17 protein-coding genes are annotated in these 18,506 nt (G+C 50.1%); 2 read left to right on the top strand and 15 right to left on the bottom strand.

Translation table 11 applies throughout. The features are described from left to right. Positions 1-67 precede the first annotated feature (67 nt). From INP78_RS03820 to INP78_RS03765, 12 genes are all read right to left on the bottom strand, one after another. Positions 68-973, bottom strand: a complete 906-nt coding sequence (locus INP78_RS03820) for a PEP-CTERM sorting domain-containing protein (protein ID WP_194740835.1) — start codon at positions 971-973, stop codon at positions 68-70. A 356-nt stretch (positions 974-1,329) separates the two neighbouring features. Then, positions 1,330-3,969: a TonB-dependent receptor gene (locus INP78_RS03815; protein ID WP_194740834.1), complete on the bottom strand. Its 2,640-nt coding sequence runs from the start codon at positions 3,967-3,969 to the stop codon at positions 1,330-1,332. 234 nt (positions 3,970-4,203) lie between these two features. Then, entirely contained in the window at positions 4,204-4,797 is a 594-nt protein-coding gene (locus INP78_RS03810; protein ID WP_194740833.1) for a PEP-CTERM sorting domain-containing protein, read from the bottom strand. A gap of 135 nt (positions 4,798-4,932) precedes the next feature. Next, positions 4,933-5,619, bottom strand: a complete 687-nt coding sequence (locus tag INP78_RS03805) for a Bax inhibitor-1 family protein (protein ID WP_194740832.1) — start codon at positions 5,617-5,619, stop codon at positions 4,933-4,935. A 112-nt stretch (positions 5,620-5,731) separates the two neighbouring features. Beyond that, entirely contained in the window at positions 5,732-6,631 is a 900-nt protein-coding gene (gene lpxO, locus INP78_RS03800) for a lipid A hydroxylase LpxO (protein WP_194740831.1), read from the bottom strand. A gap of 69 nt (positions 6,632-6,700) precedes the next feature. Beyond that, the gene (gene nagZ, locus INP78_RS03795) at positions 6,701-7,747 is read right to left on the bottom strand and encodes a beta-N-acetylhexosaminidase (RefSeq protein WP_194740830.1); all 1,047 of its coding nucleotides are present in this window, start codon (positions 7,745-7,747) and stop codon (positions 6,701-6,703) included. 22 nt (positions 7,748-7,769) lie between these two features. Continuing rightward, on the bottom strand, positions 7,770-8,888 hold the full coding sequence (locus INP78_RS03790; RefSeq protein ID WP_194740829.1) for a class I SAM-dependent methyltransferase: 1,119 nt from the start codon (positions 8,886-8,888) through the stop codon (positions 7,770-7,772). Positions 8,889-8,926: 38 nt separating this feature from the next. Beyond that, positions 8,927-10,375, bottom strand: a complete 1,449-nt coding sequence (locus INP78_RS03785) for an SPFH domain-containing protein (RefSeq protein WP_194740828.1) — start codon at positions 10,373-10,375, stop codon at positions 8,927-8,929. 99 nt (positions 10,376-10,474) lie between these two features. After that, on the bottom strand, positions 10,475-11,173 hold the full coding sequence (locus tag INP78_RS03780; RefSeq protein ID WP_194740827.1) for a queuosine precursor transporter: 699 nt from the start codon (positions 11,171-11,173) through the stop codon (positions 10,475-10,477). Between the two features lie 13 nt (positions 11,174-11,186). Next, positions 11,187-11,984: an ABC transporter permease gene (locus INP78_RS03775; RefSeq protein WP_194740826.1), complete on the bottom strand. Its 798-nt coding sequence runs from the start codon at positions 11,982-11,984 to the stop codon at positions 11,187-11,189. Beyond that, positions 11,981-12,892, bottom strand: coding sequence for a nickel ABC transporter permease (gene nikB, locus INP78_RS03770; protein WP_194740825.1), 912 nt, complete (start codon positions 12,890-12,892; stop codon positions 11,981-11,983). The genes INP78_RS03775 and nikB overlap by 4 nt, the downstream gene beginning before the upstream one ends. Continuing rightward, entirely contained in the window at positions 12,885-13,373 is a 489-nt protein-coding gene (locus INP78_RS03765; protein WP_194740824.1) for a L,D-transpeptidase, read from the bottom strand. Before INP78_RS03765 ends, nikB begins: the two co-directional genes overlap by 8 nt. A 133-nt stretch (positions 13,374-13,506) precedes the next feature. Here INP78_RS03765 and INP78_RS03760 point away from each other — a divergent pair, with 133 nt between their 5' ends. Beyond that, positions 13,507-14,196: a VIT family protein gene (locus tag INP78_RS03760; protein ID WP_194740823.1), complete on the top strand. Its 690-nt coding sequence runs from the start codon at positions 13,507-13,509 to the stop codon at positions 14,194-14,196. Positions 14,197-14,214: 18 nt separating this feature from the next. Here the strand turns inward: INP78_RS03760 and INP78_RS03755 are convergent, their stop codons facing one another. Both INP78_RS03755 and rlmD read right to left on the bottom strand, forming a co-directional pair. Then, on the bottom strand, positions 14,215-15,657 hold the full coding sequence (locus tag INP78_RS03755; protein ID WP_194741126.1) for an ABC transporter substrate-binding protein: 1,443 nt from the start codon (positions 15,655-15,657) through the stop codon (positions 14,215-14,217). Positions 15,658-15,670: 13 nt separating this feature from the next. After that, entirely contained in the window at positions 15,671-17,044 is a 1,374-nt protein-coding gene (gene rlmD / locus INP78_RS03750; protein WP_194740822.1) for a 23S rRNA (uracil(1939)-C(5))-methyltransferase RlmD, read from the bottom strand. A gap of 67 nt (positions 17,045-17,111) precedes the next feature. Here rlmD and INP78_RS03745 point away from each other — a divergent pair, with 67 nt between their 5' ends. Beyond that, positions 17,112-17,600 (top strand): hypothetical protein, encoded by a 489-nt coding sequence (locus INP78_RS03745; protein WP_194740821.1) that lies wholly within the window; start codon positions 17,112-17,114, stop codon positions 17,598-17,600. Between the two features lie 109 nt (positions 17,601-17,709). On the opposite strand, the gene INP78_RS03740 is transcribed toward INP78_RS03745, so the two are convergent. Beyond that, complete coding sequence (locus tag INP78_RS03740; RefSeq protein WP_194740820.1) at positions 17,710-18,480, bottom strand: 3'-5' exonuclease; 771 nt, start codon at positions 18,478-18,480, stop codon at positions 17,710-17,712. Positions 18,481-18,506: the final 26 nt, after the last annotated feature.

The raw sequence follows: 18,506 nt of genomic DNA, 5'->3' as shown, positions 1-18,506 counted from the left end.
TCCCTCAAGAAAGTTAAAAATAGTGGCGGACTAACGTCCGCCATATTTTCATGGCTATTATTTTTATTTATGCTTGTTTCTTTTGACGACGAACCATGGCACCGATCACACCAAGACCCAACATCATCAGCGTGTAATTCTCTGGCTCTGGCACTGGCACTGCACTGGCAACAAAACCACCAATCCAGCCATTTACAACTGGCTGACCTTCTTCACCTGCCTGGGCAAAACCAATTGCCTTGATATCGTCACTGTAGAAGTAGTATTCCGCATCTGTTTTCACCAAAAACAAACCAGACCATGGGTTGCCTTCTGAAACACTGAAGTCACCTTTTTGGCGCACAACACCATCCACATATGGGACAGAGTTATTGAAAGTAATATCGGTGGTCAAGGCCGCCTGATACATGCGCAAATCGTTATCACTGGAGAACATCCACGCAACACCTGGTTGATACCCTGGTGTATTGGTGTAGTTGTAGCGGAACAGATAGTTAGCTTCTTCGTTATTGGCTTCGCGATTCAAATAACGCGTTGCGAATACCAAGGAGTTATCAGAACTGTCACGGTAAACAAAATCGTAAATATCGGCTTGGGCTGAGCCTGGTGACAAGTCAACACCAGTATGCACTTTCCAATCCAGCAAAGTCAGCGTGCCAGTGCCCGTTGGAACATTGTTCTGTCCCACACGGTTAAATGTTTGATAATTGATAGTATCCGCAACGATATTGCCTAAGGGATTGGTGTTTTCGTAACCGGTCAAATAAGTAGCTGAAAGCACTTCAATTCGGTAAACGTCAGCATTGGGATTTTGGGCACCATTCACAAGACCGTTACCGCCAGTGCCTGCAGAGATATTCCCTGGTGTCAACGTTGTTCCATTACCTGTACCCAATGTAACGAAATTACCCGCATAAGCGGTGGATGCAGATGCCGCAAAAATGGCTGCGATGGCCAGTGATTTTAACTTCATTGCTATTTCTCCTAGTTTAACTATCAATTTTTTCACTTACGTATTCATGGCTTATTAATAATATTTTTACCACTACACCGGGAAGTAAACGCAAGCAACATGCCAGATAATGTTTTACCAGGAGAAAAATGACTGGTTGTTTTATTGAAGATAATATGAAAATAAAAAAAATATAATAATCAAAAGGTTACACAAAACGTTAACCATGATTTACGCAAAAAAATTCAACCCTGAGCGCTGATGCTTGTTAGGAATACCGAAATAATCAAAATCAATTCATGAATTTTGAACCACTGGTGGTTACATACAACCAAAAAAAAAAACCAACAACCATCCCTTAGCCAAAATCCTGCCCCCTACTCAACAACCGCCCCCTGCACGGCTTTCGACTTTCTCACCTTATCCCATCCCCAATCAAAATTAATCCCAACCCATGCAGCTCTCGGTGCGCCAGGACTGATAAATGTGGAGTTTTTCCATCCAGAATCTACGGTGACAGGATCAAACTTAAAAGCACCCTCTGGTGTAAATGGATTTCTACCCAAATTACCTGCAGTGGCATACTCGCGATCAAAAACGTTATCCAACCGCGCAAACAATGAAATGCCATTGTCAAATTTGTAATTCGCACGTAAATTAAAAACAGCGTAGCCAGAAATTTTGCCTGCCCCGGTAAAATCATACCTGTCACGATCCGCCTGACCATCTCCATTCAGATCAAGCAATGTCGCTGCTCGAGGTCGATGTTCATTATTTTCATTCCCTCTGACATATGAAAAGGAATGAGCAATCATTGAAAGCGTAAAGTCGAAGCGCGGTGTCGCCTGAAAATTCCAGTTAGCTTGAACGATATGATTAGGCATACCAGGCAACTGGTCGCCAGACTCAACATTGACCATCGCTTGCTGTGTAGTAGTCTCACTGTTACTACTGTTGGCATCATTGATAATTTGAGCACTACTTTGGAAGGTTGCTTTCATCCAGGTGTAATTTAGGCTCAGGGTGCTTTTGCCATAGACACCCTTTAACCCCATCTCAATCCCTTCTCGACGGGTTTTACCAAAGTTATCAAACACACCTCGATTTTTTTGACCTAAAGGAATAAACAAAATGTCATCTTTAAGATTGGTGACAAATGCACCAATATTCCAATCAAAACCACCATAATTCCCCCTCAACCCGGTTTCATAAGCTGTCGAGCGTACTTGCTTCAAATAAGGGTCAGCGGTTAACGAGGTTGGAATGGAGCAACCGTATTGAAAGTTATCACTATTCCCTTCCTGTCCAGAGTCGTCTTTTGCACAACCCAGCTCGATGACTGAGGGCACCCGCGAGCCACGGCTCACATTACCGTAAGCAGTGAGATCCTCTTTGGCCTCCCATGACACGCCCAGGGAGGGATTAAAACTCCGATAGTCGTAATCTCCGGTCGTACAGACAAACCGACCAAAATCGGTGGCCAGATTTTTCATATCAACACATCGCTGATTTTCAGGTCTGAATAGCCTGTCAGAGAAGTTGTACATGTCATTACCACGGTCAGAAATCAGGTAGTTCTTAACATTCGCCCAACTCATACGTGCACCATAAGTCAAATGCAGCGTATCAATAGGGCTCCAGGTGTCACTAAAAAATACCCCTTTCGTACGACTACTACCGGTAAGCCTGTTACGAATAATGCCAGGAAAGGTTGTCTGAACACCGTAACCCTGATCCGCAAAAAATGGATCTGTTGTTAAAGACAGCTCATTCCCTTCGCCAATAACAGCCAGTGTTTGTGATTGTTGAAAGGCTATCTGATTAGAATCAATCCCCACACCAGCAGCAATTTGGTGCTTTTCGCCTTCATAAGTCATTTGCGCAGAAAATCCATCTGCACTCGACTTCAATGAAGACTGGTTTAACATGCCATTGAGGGTTCCCACATCGTCAACACCGTCAGCATCGGCATCCGTAGAACCGCCTCCCCAAGCATTAATCAGCCTTTTATATCCTTGATAAACATCAGCCCCCAAAGCAGTCTGATTGAGATTTCTCCTGTAAACAAGGCCAGACAAACTCACTTTGTCAGTGACATACCAGGTACCGCCTAAATTATAATGAGCGAGAGTATTCTTGGCCTGATCAGGTGAGGTAAACACCTGCTCACGATCATAATCAGCCATTTCTTTAGGTAACAATCCATTACCCAACAGTGAGGTTTCAACATTTAGCGCTGAGAAATTAATCTCACCATCATCAAACCTGATAGTTGCTTTATTAAATAGTTGCCTCACATTACTCGGAGAGTTCACACGCCAACCATCTTCTTTGAAATGCGTGTATGCAGTGAATAATGCAACACGATCTCCATGAATACCGTTTGAGAACTGTGTCTGTTGCCTCCCCCAATCCCCCATCAAATGCTGAGCCCTTAAATAATGGTCAGAAAAACCATCCTTGGTTGTAATCGCTAATGCCCCACCAATAGTGTTGTGACCAAACATCGGATTAGAGCCTGGAATGATATTGAGCGTTGAAATAGCGTTCATAGGAATTAAATCCCAGTTCACCACCTCACCAAACGCCTCATTCACACGCACACCATCCAGATAAACAGAAATCCCCTGAGGAGTGCCGATTTGCGGTGATGCCGTAAAGCCTCGGAAATTCAAATCCTGCTGAAAAGGATTACCGGTGTAATCCGTCACATTGACCGACTGCATATTGCCATTAAGAAACTCTGTGACGTTCGTCGCTTTGGACTCGGCAATTTCCTTACTTGTCGCACTTTGAATATTAATTGTGGCCGTTTCTCTATCTATGGGTAGACCTGGTAACGGCGTAATAATGCGACGGCGCTTGGCTTTGACTTCGATCTCATCCAGTTGAATGGCAGCGTTTGGATCTGCGGCTTGCGGTTTTTTATCAGGGGTGTTTTCATTTACATCTGCAGCCATTGACACACAAGAATAGGTTGCAAGAAACAACGCTGATTTTATTTTTTTATTTAACATACTTCCCTCCAGCAGGAGAAGCTGCAAAAATCAAACCATGTACAGCAGGATAATTTTATTATTTAAATCATATAGTTATGAATTAATTAATCTTTACAGCCGATTTTTTTGGTTGCAGTCAGCCGACTTGGCTGCAATAAACCATATCAAGATAATTATTTGAGGCGGAATAAACAGCACGAAAATAAAAAAAGCCCGCTATCCGCGGGCTTTGTTTCAAATCAACCAGTTTTATTAACGAAGCTTTCTGCGACGGACAATTGAGCCGATGATGCCCAACCCGGCCAGCATCATGGCGGCGGTTTCTGCCTCAGGCACCGTGGTGACGGAAACATTAAACAGCAATGCGCCCATGTTATCGCTGCCACCATTTTTAAAGACGATGGATGCCAGCGAGTTGGAAGCGAAGTTGACCGTACGCGTATAGGTCATGATCGGGTCATTAGAAGCCAAGGTGAATGTTTCGCTATAGCTACCGAAGCTGACATCGACTGTGTTTGATTCGCCACGCGTACTGCCTGACAGCACGAACTCCAGAGTGTAAGTCCCCGCTGCGACATTCAGCGCTTTAGAGCTGAAATCACCCGGATCATTAGAGCTGCCATCCAAATCAATATAAAGACCATTGCCTGGATAAAAATCAAAATAGCCATTGCCAATGACATCAACCGTACCATTGGTGACCGTCCAGTTACCACCAAAGTCTGTGGCATTCGTCGTTGAAGGATAACTATCAAAGTTATCTGAAAAAATCACTGCAGACTGAGCAGGTGCTGACAATGCACCACACACAGCAACCGCACACAAAGTTTTTGTTACTACTGACATACATCCCCCTCCTCAACCGTTGTAAAAATTAGAACGATAACTGTATGCCTGATATGTATTTAATGCAATACCCTAAATGGGCTAATAAAAAACCCGCCGATTGGCGGGTTCTTTTACTTGAATCTGAACCAATGCTTAGTCGCGGTTGCCCAGCAAAGCCAGCAGGATATTCAACAGGTTTACAAACAGGTTGTAGATATCCAGGTACAAGTTCAGGGTGGCCATCACATAGTTAGTCTGACCGCCACGTACGATCTGATTCACGTCATACAGAATATAACCGGAGAAAATCAGCACGGACACACCGGAAATCGCCAGTGACAACGCTGGAATCTGGAAGAACATATTGGCCAAACCAGCCACAATCGCCAGGATCAGGCCGATCATGAGGAACTTGCCCATGCCGCTGAAATCACGTGCAGGGGAAGAACCAATTGCAGCCAGGCTCAAGAAAGTAATACCCGTGCCAGCAGCAGCCAGGCCAACAATCTCGGCACCGTTACGCAAATGCAGTGCAAATTGCAGGATAGGACCCAGCATCACGCCAAACACAAAGGTCATGGCCAACAGCAACCACACGCCTACACCGCTGTTCTGGTTCACGGCAATCAGTTTAAACATGCCGAACATCACGGCCATAAAACCAATGGCAAAGATAAACGGATGCGCGGCCATAAAGCCAAAATTCATTTGCATGCCGACATAAGCACCAATCACGGTTGGCACCATGCTCAAGCCGAGCAAAGCATATGTATTACGCAGCACGCGATTTTGCGCCGCTGATACATTACCCTCGCGACCTAAAACTTGCATATCTGACATAGTGTTTCTTCCTCTCTACGATAAAACTTTATGGTTTGTTAGGATTAAGATAATGGCAAACGCACAAAGTTTCAAGTTTTTCACATGACATTTGCGTGAACATTACCCTGCGCTATAACTTCCAGATGGCGTAACACACCAATGCAATCAAGAGAATGCGGGTGATTTGATACACATTTTTGTTCCATTTTTTAAAGCGGCGGCGATATTGGCCGACCACCCAGGCATAGTGGAACAAACGGTTGATCACACCCGTCTGGTCGCCCGCTTCATTCGGTGAACTGGCAGCGGTGACAATGGTGTTAGCCAAAAAGCGGTTCACCGCTTGCGCCCAGCCATAACGCATGGGGCGTTCAATATCGCAAAATAGAATCACACGCGTTTCATCGGTCTTGTTATAGGCTTCGTGGATATAAGTTTCGTCAAACATCACGGCCTGGCCGTCGCGCCAGCTATAGTCTTCGCCATCGACACGGATAAAACACTGATCATTGTTCGGCGTCGCCAACCCTAGGTGAAAACGCAATGAACCCGCATATGGGTCACGGTGTGGGCGCAAATGCGCGCCGGGCGGCAACTCGGCAAACATGGCTGCTTTGACGCTGGGAATACTTTGCAGCAACGCCACGGTTTTCGGGCAATAAATACTGGCAGACGGATGATGCGCGTCATACCATTTGAGATAAAACCGCTTCCAGCCAGTTTTAAAAAAAGAGTTAAAACCCGCGTCATTATTGGTTTGCGCAGCGGCAATGCGCTCCTGCTCACGCACGTGCAAGGCCTCTTCGCGAATCTCTTGCCAGCGATCTGTAATCAACTTCAACTCAGGAAATTCATTCACCGACAAATAAGGCGTGGTTGGCGCTTTTGAAAACAGGTACAAAAACACATTAAACGGCGACACAATACCGGAATGGTCAAACACCTGGCGGTAAAAGCGATGCCGCACCTTGCCTCTAAAGTGCACATAACTGACCGACGCTAAAAACACCCCTAAAACGATCCATTTCATAGTGAATACCGATAAACGCGCATTAAAATTGATATCAATAGTTCGAAAGCTTACCGTATCGCATCACACTCAGGCAAACAAATCTGACTCTTTTTGACCGACCATGGCCACGCGCTTGACCGCATCCACATAATAGGCCGACTCACGCAAGCCAACCATGTCCTGTGGATGATGCCCACCATGCATGCGGGCCAGGCGTGCGATACTTTGTGCCGAGATTGTCCAGTCCAGGTTGGCCAACAATTCATCTGCCAAATCGGGGCGATTGCATAGCAGGACCATATCGCAACCTGCATTGAGCGCCGCCAAAGTTCGCGCAGTCACATCACCTGCGACAGTCGCGCCTTCCATGCTCAAGTCATCGCTGAAAATCACACCGTTAAAACCCAGGCGCTCGCGTAATACTTTCTGCAACCAGCGCGGTGAAAAACCTGCTGGCTTCTCGTCTACTTTAGGGTAAATCACATGCGCAGGCATCACTGCATGCAGGCCTTCGTCTATCATGCGCACAAACGGCTGCATATCATTCTGCGCAATCTGGTCAAACTCGCGCTCATCCACCGGGATACTGACATGCGAATCCGCCACCACAAAACCATGGCCGGGGAAATGCTTGCCCACCGCCGCCATCCCGGCTTTTTTCAGGCCTTGCATCAAACTAAAAGCCAGCTCATTGATGGCTTGCGGGTCTTTATGAAACGCGCGGTCGCCAATCACCAGGCTATCGCCGTAATCCATGTCCAGCACGGGGGTGAAACTAAAGTCTACGCCATGCGCACGCAACTCAGCAGCCAGCACATAACCTGCTTCTACGGCCAACTCTTTAGCCTTGCGTGGATTTTTATCCCAAATATGCCCAAACTCACGCATGGGTGGAATCTTGGTAAATCCCTCCCTGAAGCGTTGCACGCGACCACCTTCATGATCCACAGCAATCAGCAATGGCGGCTGACGCACGGCATGGATGCTGGCCGTGAGTGCTTTCAGCTGTTCGCAGCTCTCAAAGTTACGCGCAAATAAAATCACCCCACCCACCAGAGGATGTTGCAAACGGCGGATGTCGTCGGCAGATAACTCTTTGCCAACGACATCCAGCATGACAGGACCTAAAGACATTCGTGCTTCCTTAAATACTCAATTAACGTGATTTTAAACGATAAAGACTGGTTGTTTCTTTAGAGCGTGCCGCAAACAGCGGATCTTGCGCGTCGCGCGCTTTGCCGTGTTTAGGCTGCGTATCCAGACGCTGCACAATGTCCAGCCCGGCATCGGCGATCCAGCCTGCCAGCTCCCCCGGTTTACGCAAGCCAATCTGCTCCGCTAGGTCGGACATAATGAGCCACGCTTCACCGTTGACATTCAAATGTGCTTTTACGCCCGTTAAAAACGCTTTCAGCATACGGCTGTCAGGATCATAAACCGCGTGCTCAATCGGCGCATTGGCCTTGGCTGGTAACCACGGCGGATTACACACAATCAGGTCAGCCAGTGCGTCCTGCGGAAATAAGTCGGCCTCGACGACCTTCACCTTATTAGCCACCCCTAAACGTTGCAGATTCTCTTGCGCACAGGCCAATGCGCGCGGCTGGTTGTCGGTGGCGATAAGATGAGGTAAGCCCCGTTTCGCCAGCAATGCGGCAATCACGCCCGTGCCTGTGCCTATGTCCATCGCGGTTTTGGCCTGCAACGGTGTCTGGGCAATGAGCTCCAGGTATTCGCCACGCACCGGAGAGTACACGCCGTAATAAGGTTGGATAGTCTGCCCGAGCACAGGCACCTCCACGCCTTTTTTGCGCCACTCATACGCACCAACCATCCCTTGCAATGTTTGCAGCGGAATAAGCACGGATGCGGGGACAGCAGCATCCCAGGCATGGGCCAACGCCTCACTCACGTCCGGGGCGCGTTTCATGGCACTGCGCCCGCCTTCAAGGTGAAGAATGACCTTATTGAGGATATTGGCGCGCTGGATCTGGCGCGCACGGTGCAGGTGGAACGTTTCCAGCAAGGTTGGTGCCGCTTTGAGGGGCTTTTTATCTATACGGCGCGCCAGCGCCTGCAACAACTGTCGCGCATTTTGAAAGTCGCCCTGGTAAATCATACCGCAGCCCTCAGAAGCCAGGCGGTAAGCCGTATCAGCATTGGTCTGGTCACCAATCACCTCAAACCACTTTGGCGGGTTGGAAGCACTGATGGCGAGCCATTCGGCTTCATGGGTTTCGCCAGCGTGGCTCCAGCGAATATGGTTATCGGTCATTTAAATGTCCACTGTATATACTTAGTAAAACGCCATACTTAAGACGTTTCTGCTCGATCAGCTGCGCCCGCGTCAGCGCCTGTGACTTTGTTCAACACACTTTTACCGACATCCGTTTGCGCTAGCGCTTCTAACATGGAACCCATTTGCGTACCACCGTTGGCACTAAACAGGTCAGTGACTTTGCTAATGCCGTTACTCACCGTGCCGCCTGCATTGGCAATGATTTTGACTTGAGCTTTCTCAAGCGCTTTTGCCTGCTCTTTGCCAACCTCGCCCATGACTTTGACTTGTTCTAAGGAAATCAGATATTTCTGGTAGCTTTCGTTTTCACCAATTTTTTCCGCCAAAGTAATCTCGGCCTGCACCGAAGCAAGCTGCATGGCCTTGGCGGCCTCAGCACGGGCATGACCCTCGGCCTCTATGCCTTTGGATTCAAGCACTTTGGCTTCTTTCAAACCGGCGGCTATCGCCATGGTGGATTGTTTTTCACCTTCGGCTTTAATCATCACGGATTGTTTCTCTGCCTCGGAGTTAATCAATGCAGTGGCCTGTTCAGCTTCGGCATTAATAATCGCCGTTTCCTTTTGTTGATTGGCATTGACGATTTGTACCTCTTTATTAATTTCTGCCTGCTTGACTTGCGCGACCTGCTCAACAGCCATGGTTTTTTCTTTGGTGATACGTTCTTGCTCTTTAATGCTTTGCACGGACTGCTCTTTGGCAATCCCCACTTCGCGATCTTTTTCAGCCGTGCGCAAGCCGACTTGCTGCTGGCTGACTTGCCGTTGCAACTCGATGTCGCGGCTGGCATCGATTTCAGCCATTTCGGCCTTGCGTTTATTTGCAGCCACCTCAATACGAGACTGCATTTCGATCTCGGACTTTTTCTTCTCCATGATGTTTTTAATCACATTCGAGCCTTGTGAGTCACGGATATCCATCAGCTCTACCGACTTTACAGTGACCACGCCCCAGGATTTCAGGTTCTCATCGACTTGCTTGGTGAATTCCTCACCAAATTTGGCTCTATCCTGCATGATTGTTTCGATATCATTCATGGCCAGAATCGAACGGATACAGCCTTGCAAGATGGCATTCATCTGCTTGCGCATTTCATCAAAGGTTGCCACCCGTTTGGCCGCCACATTACTATCTTCAATTCTGAAAAACGCTTTGACATCAATCACAAACGGCAACCGTCCTTGATCATAAGCTTCATAATCAAGCAGCTCTTCAGTAAACACAGAAACAGGATAGCGCGAGACAGATACCCCTAACACAGGTATCCAGATTGGAAACTGATAATAGGTATTGCCATATTCCAGGCCTGTTCCGTAAGAGCGGCTTTGTTTGGCAGCCTGCACAATATGTACTTCGTTGGTAGAAACAACTCTGCGTAAAAAAATCACCCACAACACCAACCACACTACAATCAGTGCGGCAACGCCTAACAAAATGTGCGTTAATGAAAAATTGGACTCCATGGACATTCGCTCCCTTTATTATTAATTAGACTTAAAAATCACTGTGCGCCTGCTATCAGAAACCAATGATACGCACCCAGTTTGAAACCAAGCATTATCCTAAGGCTTTATGATAAACGGGTTAAAGTCGGTCTGGGTATCGTAATAATCTTCATTCTCAGCGCGTTTGAGAAAATCAACTATTTTGTAGGTCACGGGCGTGAAGGCGACTTCTACCAATAATTTGGCAGTAAATTGCGCCAGTACAATCTGCGGCATCATGGCATCGGGAAATTCGCCCGAGCCATAAAAGGCCAGTGGAAAAAACAAAGTCGTATCAACCGCTTCGCCGAAAATGGTCGACCCTATGGTGCGGCTCCACAACCAGCGGCCCTGGGTGAAGATTTTCATTTTGGCCAGCACGAACGAATTGACAAACTCGCCTGCCGCAAAGGACACCAGTGAGGCGATGGCAATGCGCGCCGTGGAACCAAACACGGACTGATAAGCGGTCTGGTCATGCCACTCTGGCGCTGGCGGCAAGACCACAATCACCCAGGCCATAAGGCTGGCAAAGGCCAGGCAGATAAAGCCGGTCCAGATCACGCGGCGTGAGGCGGCGTAACCATAGACCTCGGTCAAAATATCGCCAAAAATAAAGCTGATGGGGAAAAACATGATACCGGCGCCAAAGGTCAACGCGCCCAGCAAGGGCACGTGTATCTCGGTGATTTTGCCGGGACCAATAATGTTGGAGCAGACCAGCACCACAGCAAAAGCGGCCATGATCAGGTCGTAATAGCGATACTGTTTTCTCATGCGTGCCCTTTTATCATCCTCTCGCCTCGCTACGTACATCCAGTGTGTCGCGTAACACATCGCCACCCAGGTTAATGGCGAGGATTAAACTCATCATGCATACACCAACAGTGAGCACATAATGTGGTGCCACCAGCATAAAGCGCACGGCGTCGCGCAACATGGCGCCCCACGAGGCATCGGGCGCCTGTATGCCCAGGCCGAGAAACGACAATGACGCTTCGGCAATCATCACACTGGCCATGCTATAAGCCGCTTCTACCAGCAAAATGGAAATCAGCAATGGCAAGATATGCAGCAACATCACGCGCACGCTACTCGCCCCCAAAGACTCCGCAGCCAGCACATGCAGGCGTTGCCGCAAAGCCAGTGCCTGACCACGCGACAACCTGGCATAAGTGACCCAACCAGTCAGGCATAATGCAAGAATCAGGTTATTGATCCCAGCGCCCAGCACGGCTGCAAACGCAATCGCCAGCAACATACCGGGGAATGCCAGGAAAATATTGGTGACTTGCATCAGGACATGATCCAGCCTGCCGCCTTTATACCCGGCCACCAGGCCTATGCTCAGGCCTATGGTCATGGTCACGGCTGTCACTACCACTGTGACCATAAAGGAAACCTCCACCCCGCGAATCACGCGCGCCAGAATATCGCGGCCCAGATCATCAGTGCCCAGCCAATGTTGCAGGCTAGGCCATTGCAGAATGGCATCGAGGTCAATCTGGTTGGGATTTAAGCCAATGGCATGGCCCAGCATCACGGCCAGCAGCCAAAACCCCAGGGTGAGCAACGCAAACGTTTTCATTGTGTGCCCCGCGTGCGCGGATCCAGCCAGCGATAGACCAGGTCTGTTGCCTGATTAATCAGCACATAGCTTAACGCCACCACCAGCACACAGGCTTGCGTCACTGGGTAATCGCGTTTTTCTATGCTGTCTACCAGCAAACGGCCGATGCCGTTCCAGCTAAAAATGGTTTCGGTAATCACCGCACCGGCCAGCAAACTGCCCATTTGCAAACCAACAATGGTCACCAACGGCAATAAGGCAGCGCGTAATGCGTGCTTGAGTAATACTTGCCGCTCGCTCAAGCCTTTGGCACGCGCGGTGCGAATATAATCTTCACTCAACACCTCCAGCAGGCTGGTACGCGTCATGCGGGTCAAAATAGCGCTCAAACCGAGGCCGAGTGTTAATGCAGGTAACACGATGGTCAGCGGGCTAGTCATGCCGCTCACCGGCAACCACCCCAGCCATACCGCCAACACTAACATTAGCACCGGCCCTAGCCAGAAGGCAGGCATGGCTGCCAGACGGATACTGAGCATGGTGATCATCACATCTTGCCAATGCCCGGCTTTGAGCGCAGACCAGATGCCTAATGGAATACCTATAGACAGCCCAATCGTTAATGCAACCACAGCCAGCAATAAGGTTGCCGGGTAGGCTTGCCATAACAATTGCGAAATCGGTGTTTGGGTATGGATAGAGGCGCCAAAATCGCCGTGCAGCAAATGCATCACGTATTGGCCAAACTGCACCAACACTGGTTGATCCAGCCCCAGTTGTGCTTTCAGTGCAGTACGGTCAGCCGCGCTGGCTGACTCACCGAGCATGACGTCAACCGGGTCGCCCGGCACCAGATGCAGCAAGGCAAAGGTCAGGCACAACACCCCGAAGACCACCGGCACTAATGTAGCAAAGCGCTTAATCATCCGCCGCGCAAATATTCACGGTAGTACCCAGCGGCACTTGGTCGAACAATTCAATCAGATCCGCATTACGCATACGCACGCAACCATGCGACCCAGGCACGCCTAACTCGGTCGCATCGGGCGTGCCATGGATATAAATATAACGCTGCATGGTATCCACATTGCCCAGGCGGTTTTTGCCAGGCTCAGTGCCGCTCAACCAAAGAATACGCGTGAGTATCCAGTCGCGGTCAGGGAACTGCAACTTTAAATCTGGCGTAAATATTTCACCGGTGGCGCGCCTGCCGACAAACACCGTATTTGCCGCCGCCCCGCCACCGATTTTGGCACGAATAATGTGTGCTCCCAGCGGCGTACAACCACTGTTTTTCACACAGCCGACACCATTGGCTGCCGTCGAGACGGCGTAGCGCGTGACTTGTCCGCCATTGTCGTCAAACAAGGTCAGCGTTTGTGCCGGGATAGAAATTTCAATATGCATAGCCATTATTCTAAGCGATTTGCTTGTTCTAGTCGGAGATTTGATGCAACACGCTATCTGGCAACACAAATTCCATTAAAATCCCATCAAATCACTTGTTTATTTCATTTATCGCTTTATTCAAGGTCACCATATGGCACATCACGAATTACACTTTTTACAACGCAGCGGCTGGTTGCGCGCGGCCGTGCTGGGTGCCAACGATGGCATTATTTCTACCGCCAGCCTGCTCATGGGGGTGACCGCCGCCGGAGCAACTCACCAGGCTTTGCTGATGACAGGCGTCGCCGGGCTGGTTGCAGGTGCGCTCTCCATGGCCGCAGGTGAATATGTGTCAGTGAGCTCACAAACCGATATCGAACATGCAGACCTCGCCCGTGAAGCCGAAGAGTTAAAGGAAAATCCGGAAAGTGAATTGCGGGAGCTGACTAGCATTTATATCCAGCGCGGCTTATCGCCTGAGCTGGCTAAACAAGTGGCACAAGCGCTGTCACAGCATGACTCACTGGCGGCGCATGCACGTGATGAGCTGGGCTTGCATGACATCAATCAGGCCCAGCCATTACAAGCGGCTCTGGCCTCGGCGCTGGCCTTTGCCAGTGGCGCGATATTGCCGCTCATCACAGCCTGGCTGGCGCCGCATACGCAAGCGCAAACCTGGTTGACGGTCAGCACCCTGCCCTTTTTAGCCCTGCTGGGGATTGTTGCGGCGCGTACCGGAGGTGCCAGCGTTGTCAAAAGCGTCAGTCGCGTCGTCATTTGGGGCGCACTCGCCATGGCGGTCACCGCACTCATCGGCCACTGGTTTGGCGTTAACCCGTGACCATGCCCACAGCAAGCGCTAGTTTTTAGCTGATTTAAACGCCACGTGTGCCAGGCCATCCAGGTTGCCGTCTGGCATGGGCTGGTAAGCCGAAATCGTGTCGCGATAAGCGACAAACTGCCCCTCATACCACAGCGGAATCACTGGCAATTGACCATGAATGCGCTGTGTCACCGCTGGCCAATCTTCTTTTGCCAATAATTGATCCAGCACGCCATCTTGATAACGACCTCGGTTAAACCCTTGTGGCGGCAAACTGTTAGAGGCAAACACCTTGCTATAAATCTCAGGTGTTTTAATACCCACCCAGGTCAGGCCATACAACTGAAAATTACCTTTTTGCACATCGGCAAAAAAAGTGCCCCAATCCAGGCTCTTGATTTGCAGGTCTATGCCCGCCTCTTGCATTTGTGCCTGCAAAATCGTCGCCAGCCTGACGCGCTGCGGATCGGTGCTGGTTTTATAAATCAGCGTCAGTGGTAACTTGATGCCTGCAGACTGCAATAATTGCCTGGCCAAGGCTGGTTGATAGGTATAAGGCTGCAAGGCCGCATTGCCTGCATAATGCTCAGGCGGCAAGATCGCACTGGCCTGTCGGCTATGGCTAACCATGACTTTATCAATAATCGCCTGGGTATCAATCGCATAGGCAATCGCGCGCCTGACGCGCACATCACGCAGAAAATCGGCCTGCACATTCAAGCCGAGATAAGAGTAATTGGCACCTACCCCAGTTTTTACCGTGATATTGGCTTGTTTTTGCAGATATTTGACCAGTTCTGGCGGCAAGTCGCCCTGGATCAAATCGGCCTCGCCACGCTTGAGTTTAAGCACCCGCACATTGGGGTCTTTGACTTCGTCAAAGCGCACCTTGAGGCCATCACTCAAGCGCTGCAACTGCAATGCCGATTGCCAGCGATCCAGTTTAAATGGTCCGCTGCCTACCGGCGCATGGCCAAAGTCATGCCCGGCGGCAATCAGCCGTGCGGGCAAAATGCCCACCATCAAGCGCGCAGCAAAATGCGGATCCGGGCGACTCAGTTCAAAATCTATGGTGTTGGCATCCAGCGTTGTAATCTGCTGGATATGCCTGAATTCTGCCGTGTGCGGCGAGTCTTTCAATTGCAGCAAACTATCGTAAGTCGCTTTCACATCGGTAGCTGTCAAAGGCTGGCCATCGTGAAATGTGGCAACTTGGGATAACTGGAAGCGGTAATGCGTGGCATCGCGCATTTGCCAGGTCGCCAACCCCGGTACTTCGCGCGAGCGGCTGTCAAACTCCACCAGGCGCTGGTAAAGCAAGCGATTGATACGCTCAGAAGCTGCATCGGTCGCATAACGTGGATCCAGGTTCACCGGCGCCTGCGCAACGGCAAACACCAGTGAACGCGGTTCGTCAGCGTGCTGGCAGCCACTCAACGCCCACGCTAGCAGCACCCCCGGCAATAACCGGCGCAACATTTTGCCCATCGCGTTAAATTTTCTCAAAAATCGCGATAGATTCAACATGCGCCGTATGCGGGAACATGTTCATCACGCCAGCCGCTTGCAGGCGATAGCCTTTGGATTGCGTCAGGATTGCCGCATCGCGCGCCAGCGTCGCCGGGTTGCAGGACACGTAGACAATACGTGATGGCGCATGGCCAGCGTTGCTATCTTCTGCATCTGGCAGTGACTTGATCAGTTCAATTGCCCCATCGCGCGGCGGGTCTACCAGCCACTTGTCAAAGGCACCTAACGCCTGCAACGACTCCGGCGTCATATCAAACAAATCAGACTCAGCAAACTCAACATTGCTGACACCATTGAGTTGTGCATTTTCTACCGCACGTTTCACCAATGCCTGCGACCCCTCAACGCCATAGACGCTGGCACCACTGCGTGCAATCGGCAGCGTAAAGTTACCCAAACCACAGAAAAAGTCGGCAATACGCTCACCGGCTTGCGGCTGTAACAGCTGCATGGCGCGACGGATCATGACACGGTTAATCGCCGGGTTGACCTGGGTAAATTCAATCGGGCTAAACGGATATTGCAGGTTAAACTCAGGCAAACTGTAATGCAGCTTGTCACCATGCCCAAACAGCGGCTTCACTGTGTCCGGGCCCTTGGTTTGCGTCCACACCTGGGCACCGTGTGTTTCTTCAAACGTTTGCAGCAAAGCGATATCGGCATCAGTCAGAGCTTCCATAATACGGAACACCAGCACCGTCGCATCTTCACCCACTGCCAGTTCAATCTGCGGCAAAGCCTGCTTGATAGACAGCTGGCCGATTAACGCTTTCAACGGCACAATCAGGTCAGACACCGGTTGCGTCAGCACTTCACAGCTATCCATAAAAGTCACATAGCTGGTGCCTTTTTCATTAAAGCCCACCAGCACGCCGCCTTTTTTCTCCACATAGCGCACACGCAGGCGTGCCTTGTGGCGGTAATGCCATGGCGTCCCCTGGATCGGTGGCAGGACTTTCTCGGCGCGCACACGGCCGATGTGCCATAAATCAGCTTCCAGCATGCGCTGTTTGGCCGCCACTTGCGCAGAAAACTCCAGATGCTGCATGGCGCAACCCCCGCAAGTGCCAAAATAGGCACAGCCGGGCGTCACGCGCTGGCTGGACTGTTTCAACACCTCGACCGTCGTCGCCAACTCATAGGTCGCCTTGACGTGATGCGAGACAAACTTCACCTCTTCAAACGGCAACGCACCTTCAATGAAAATGACTTTGCCATCGACGTGGGTGACCCCGCGACCTTCCTGGTCCAGGGATTCAATGGTGGCAATGCGGGGAGTCTGCGCGGCCCTGGCGGCAGACGACAGGTTGGAGGATCTTTGACGGTTATTTCTCATAACCTGTTATTTTACCTGAATTGGGCATACAATCACCCAGCAAACCAATCAAAATAAGGAGTCTGTGATGCTTAAACAATGGCGCTTAACCACGACACTGGTGGTAGCACTTTTTTCTTCGTCCTTCTGTATTGCTGATGAAGTGACTATCCAGCAAGATGCCCACGGGGTGGACTATGTCACGGGTGGCATAGGCTCAGAAGAAGTCGACGCCATGGAGTCCTTTAAAAAGCAATTCAACCTGTATTTCCTGTTTTCTGAAGGCAAAGCTGGCCGCGTGATTGACGATGTCAACCTCAGCATCACTGACAGCAAGAACCAGACCGTGTTTGCACTGGAACACGCCGCGCCCAGGCTATTGCTAAACTTGCCTAGCGGCAAATACCAGGCAGTCGCCAGCTACCTCGGTAGCGAACAGCGTTACCGTTTTAGCCATGACGCCAAAAAGCATCAACGCGTGATCCTGAACTGGAAAAACAAGATTGATGAAGATACGGTAGAGCCGGTGGCTGACGATGCTGCGGAACCTGAAGCGCCTGCCACTGAAACACCGTAAAAAAGGCTTTAACCGCCGATAAACGCCGATGAGTACACATGCAATTTCAAGGTTTTATCGGCGTGTATCTGCGTTGATCGGCGGTAATCAATTAAGATTTTTATACCTCTCAAGCCCAAGCCGCCATAAACTGCTGCCAGTGCTCCCCATCGTAACCAGATAGCGTCTCACGTACCAACTGGATTTCTGCGGCGTAGTTAGCCTCATTCAAATGACCGCGCATTTTAAGAAAGCGCAAATACACCAGATGCGTGTTGGCGACATCGGTTTCGCAATAATCACGAATCGCTTTCACTTCACCGTTCAAATAAGCCTGCCACACCTTGCTGCCATCCATGCCCAGTTTGCCAGGGAAACCGCATAGCTGCGCCATTTGATCCAGCGGCGCATTAGCGCGGCCGCTATACATGGCCAGCACATCCATTAAATCCAGGTGGCGCATGTGGTAACGGCTGATGTAGTTGTTCCACTTGAAGTCTTTGTCGTCCTCACCCAGGTCCCAATAACGCGGCGCGGCGATGCCGTGCACCATGGCGCGGTAATGCAGCACTGGCAAGTCAAAGCCACCGCCATTCCAGCTCACGAGGTTGGGCGTGTATTTTTCGATGCCATCGAAAAAACGCTGAATCATTTCCGCCTCGCTCGACTGCTCATCGCCCAGCGTCCATACGCGAAACTGGTTGCCCTCGCGCAAAGCGCAAGAAATCGCACACACGCGTTGCAAATGATGTGGCAGGAAATCAGTCCCGTTCTGCTGTCGACGTTGGTGAAAAGCAATATTCGCCACATCCGCATCGCTCAAACTGGCTGGCAGATCATGTAACTGACGTATTCCATCCACATCGGGGATAGTTTCAATATCAAACACCAAACTTAGCATGTGCGTATCCGTAGAAAAATTGTTTT

This window comes from Methylophilus sp. 14, assembly GCF_015354345.1.
Classification (GTDB): Bacteria; Pseudomonadota; Gammaproteobacteria; order Burkholderiales; family Methylophilaceae; genus Methylophilus.
Note: the sequence above shows the minus strand (reverse complement) of the source record. Positions and strands in the feature narration are given on the sequence as shown.

Excerpts from the sequence above, each read along its gene's own strand:
- INP78_RS03760 (WP_194740823.1), top strand. The coding sequence starts at position 13,507 with ATGGCACATCACGAATTACACTTTTTACAACGCAGCGGCTGGTTGCGC.
- lpxO (WP_194740831.1), bottom strand. The coding sequence starts at position 6,631 with ATGAAATGGATCGTTTTAGGGGTGTTTTTAGCGTCGGTCAGTTATGTG.
- INP78_RS03765 (WP_194740824.1), bottom strand. The coding sequence starts at position 13,373 with ATGCATATTGAAATTTCTATCCCGGCACAAACGCTGACCTTGTTTGAC.
- INP78_RS03810 (WP_194740833.1), bottom strand. The coding sequence starts at position 4,797 with ATGTCAGTAGTAACAAAAACTTTGTGTGCGGTTGCTGTGTGTGGTGCA.
- INP78_RS03805 (WP_194740832.1), bottom strand. The coding sequence starts at position 5,619 with ATGTCAGATATGCAAGTTTTAGGTCGCGAGGGTAATGTATCAGCGGCG.
- nikB (WP_194740825.1), bottom strand. The coding sequence starts at position 12,892 with ATGATTAAGCGCTTTGCTACATTAGTGCCGGTGGTCTTCGGGGTGTTG.
- INP78_RS03755 (WP_194741126.1), bottom strand. The coding sequence starts at position 15,657 with ATGTTGCGCCGGTTATTGCCGGGGGTGCTGCTAGCGTGGGCGTTGAGT.
- INP78_RS03780 (WP_194740827.1), bottom strand. The coding sequence starts at position 11,173 with ATGAGAAAACAGTATCGCTATTACGACCTGATCATGGCCGCTTTTGCT.
- INP78_RS03740 (WP_194740820.1), bottom strand. The coding sequence starts at position 18,480 with ATGCTAAGTTTGGTGTTTGATATTGAAACTATCCCCGATGTGGATGGA.
- INP78_RS03815 (WP_194740834.1), bottom strand. The coding sequence starts at position 3,969 with ATGTTAAATAAAAAAATAAAATCAGCGTTGTTTCTTGCAACCTATTCT.
- INP78_RS03790 (WP_194740829.1), bottom strand. The coding sequence starts at position 8,888 with ATGACCGATAACCATATTCGCTGGAGCCACGCTGGCGAAACCCATGAA.
- INP78_RS03820 (WP_194740835.1), bottom strand. The coding sequence starts at position 973 with ATGAAGTTAAAATCACTGGCCATCGCAGCCATTTTTGCGGCATCTGCA.
- rlmD (WP_194740822.1), bottom strand. The coding sequence starts at position 17,044 with ATGAGAAATAACCGTCAAAGATCCTCCAACCTGTCGTCTGCCGCCAGG.
- INP78_RS03785 (WP_194740828.1), bottom strand. The coding sequence starts at position 10,375 with ATGGAGTCCAATTTTTCATTAACGCACATTTTGTTAGGCGTTGCCGCA.
- INP78_RS03775 (WP_194740826.1), bottom strand. The coding sequence starts at position 11,984 with ATGAAAACGTTTGCGTTGCTCACCCTGGGGTTTTGGCTGCTGGCCGTG.
- nagZ (WP_194740830.1), bottom strand. The coding sequence starts at position 7,747 with ATGTCTTTAGGTCCTGTCATGCTGGATGTCGTTGGCAAAGAGTTATCT.
- INP78_RS03745 (WP_194740821.1), top strand. The coding sequence starts at position 17,112 with ATGCTTAAACAATGGCGCTTAACCACGACACTGGTGGTAGCACTTTTT.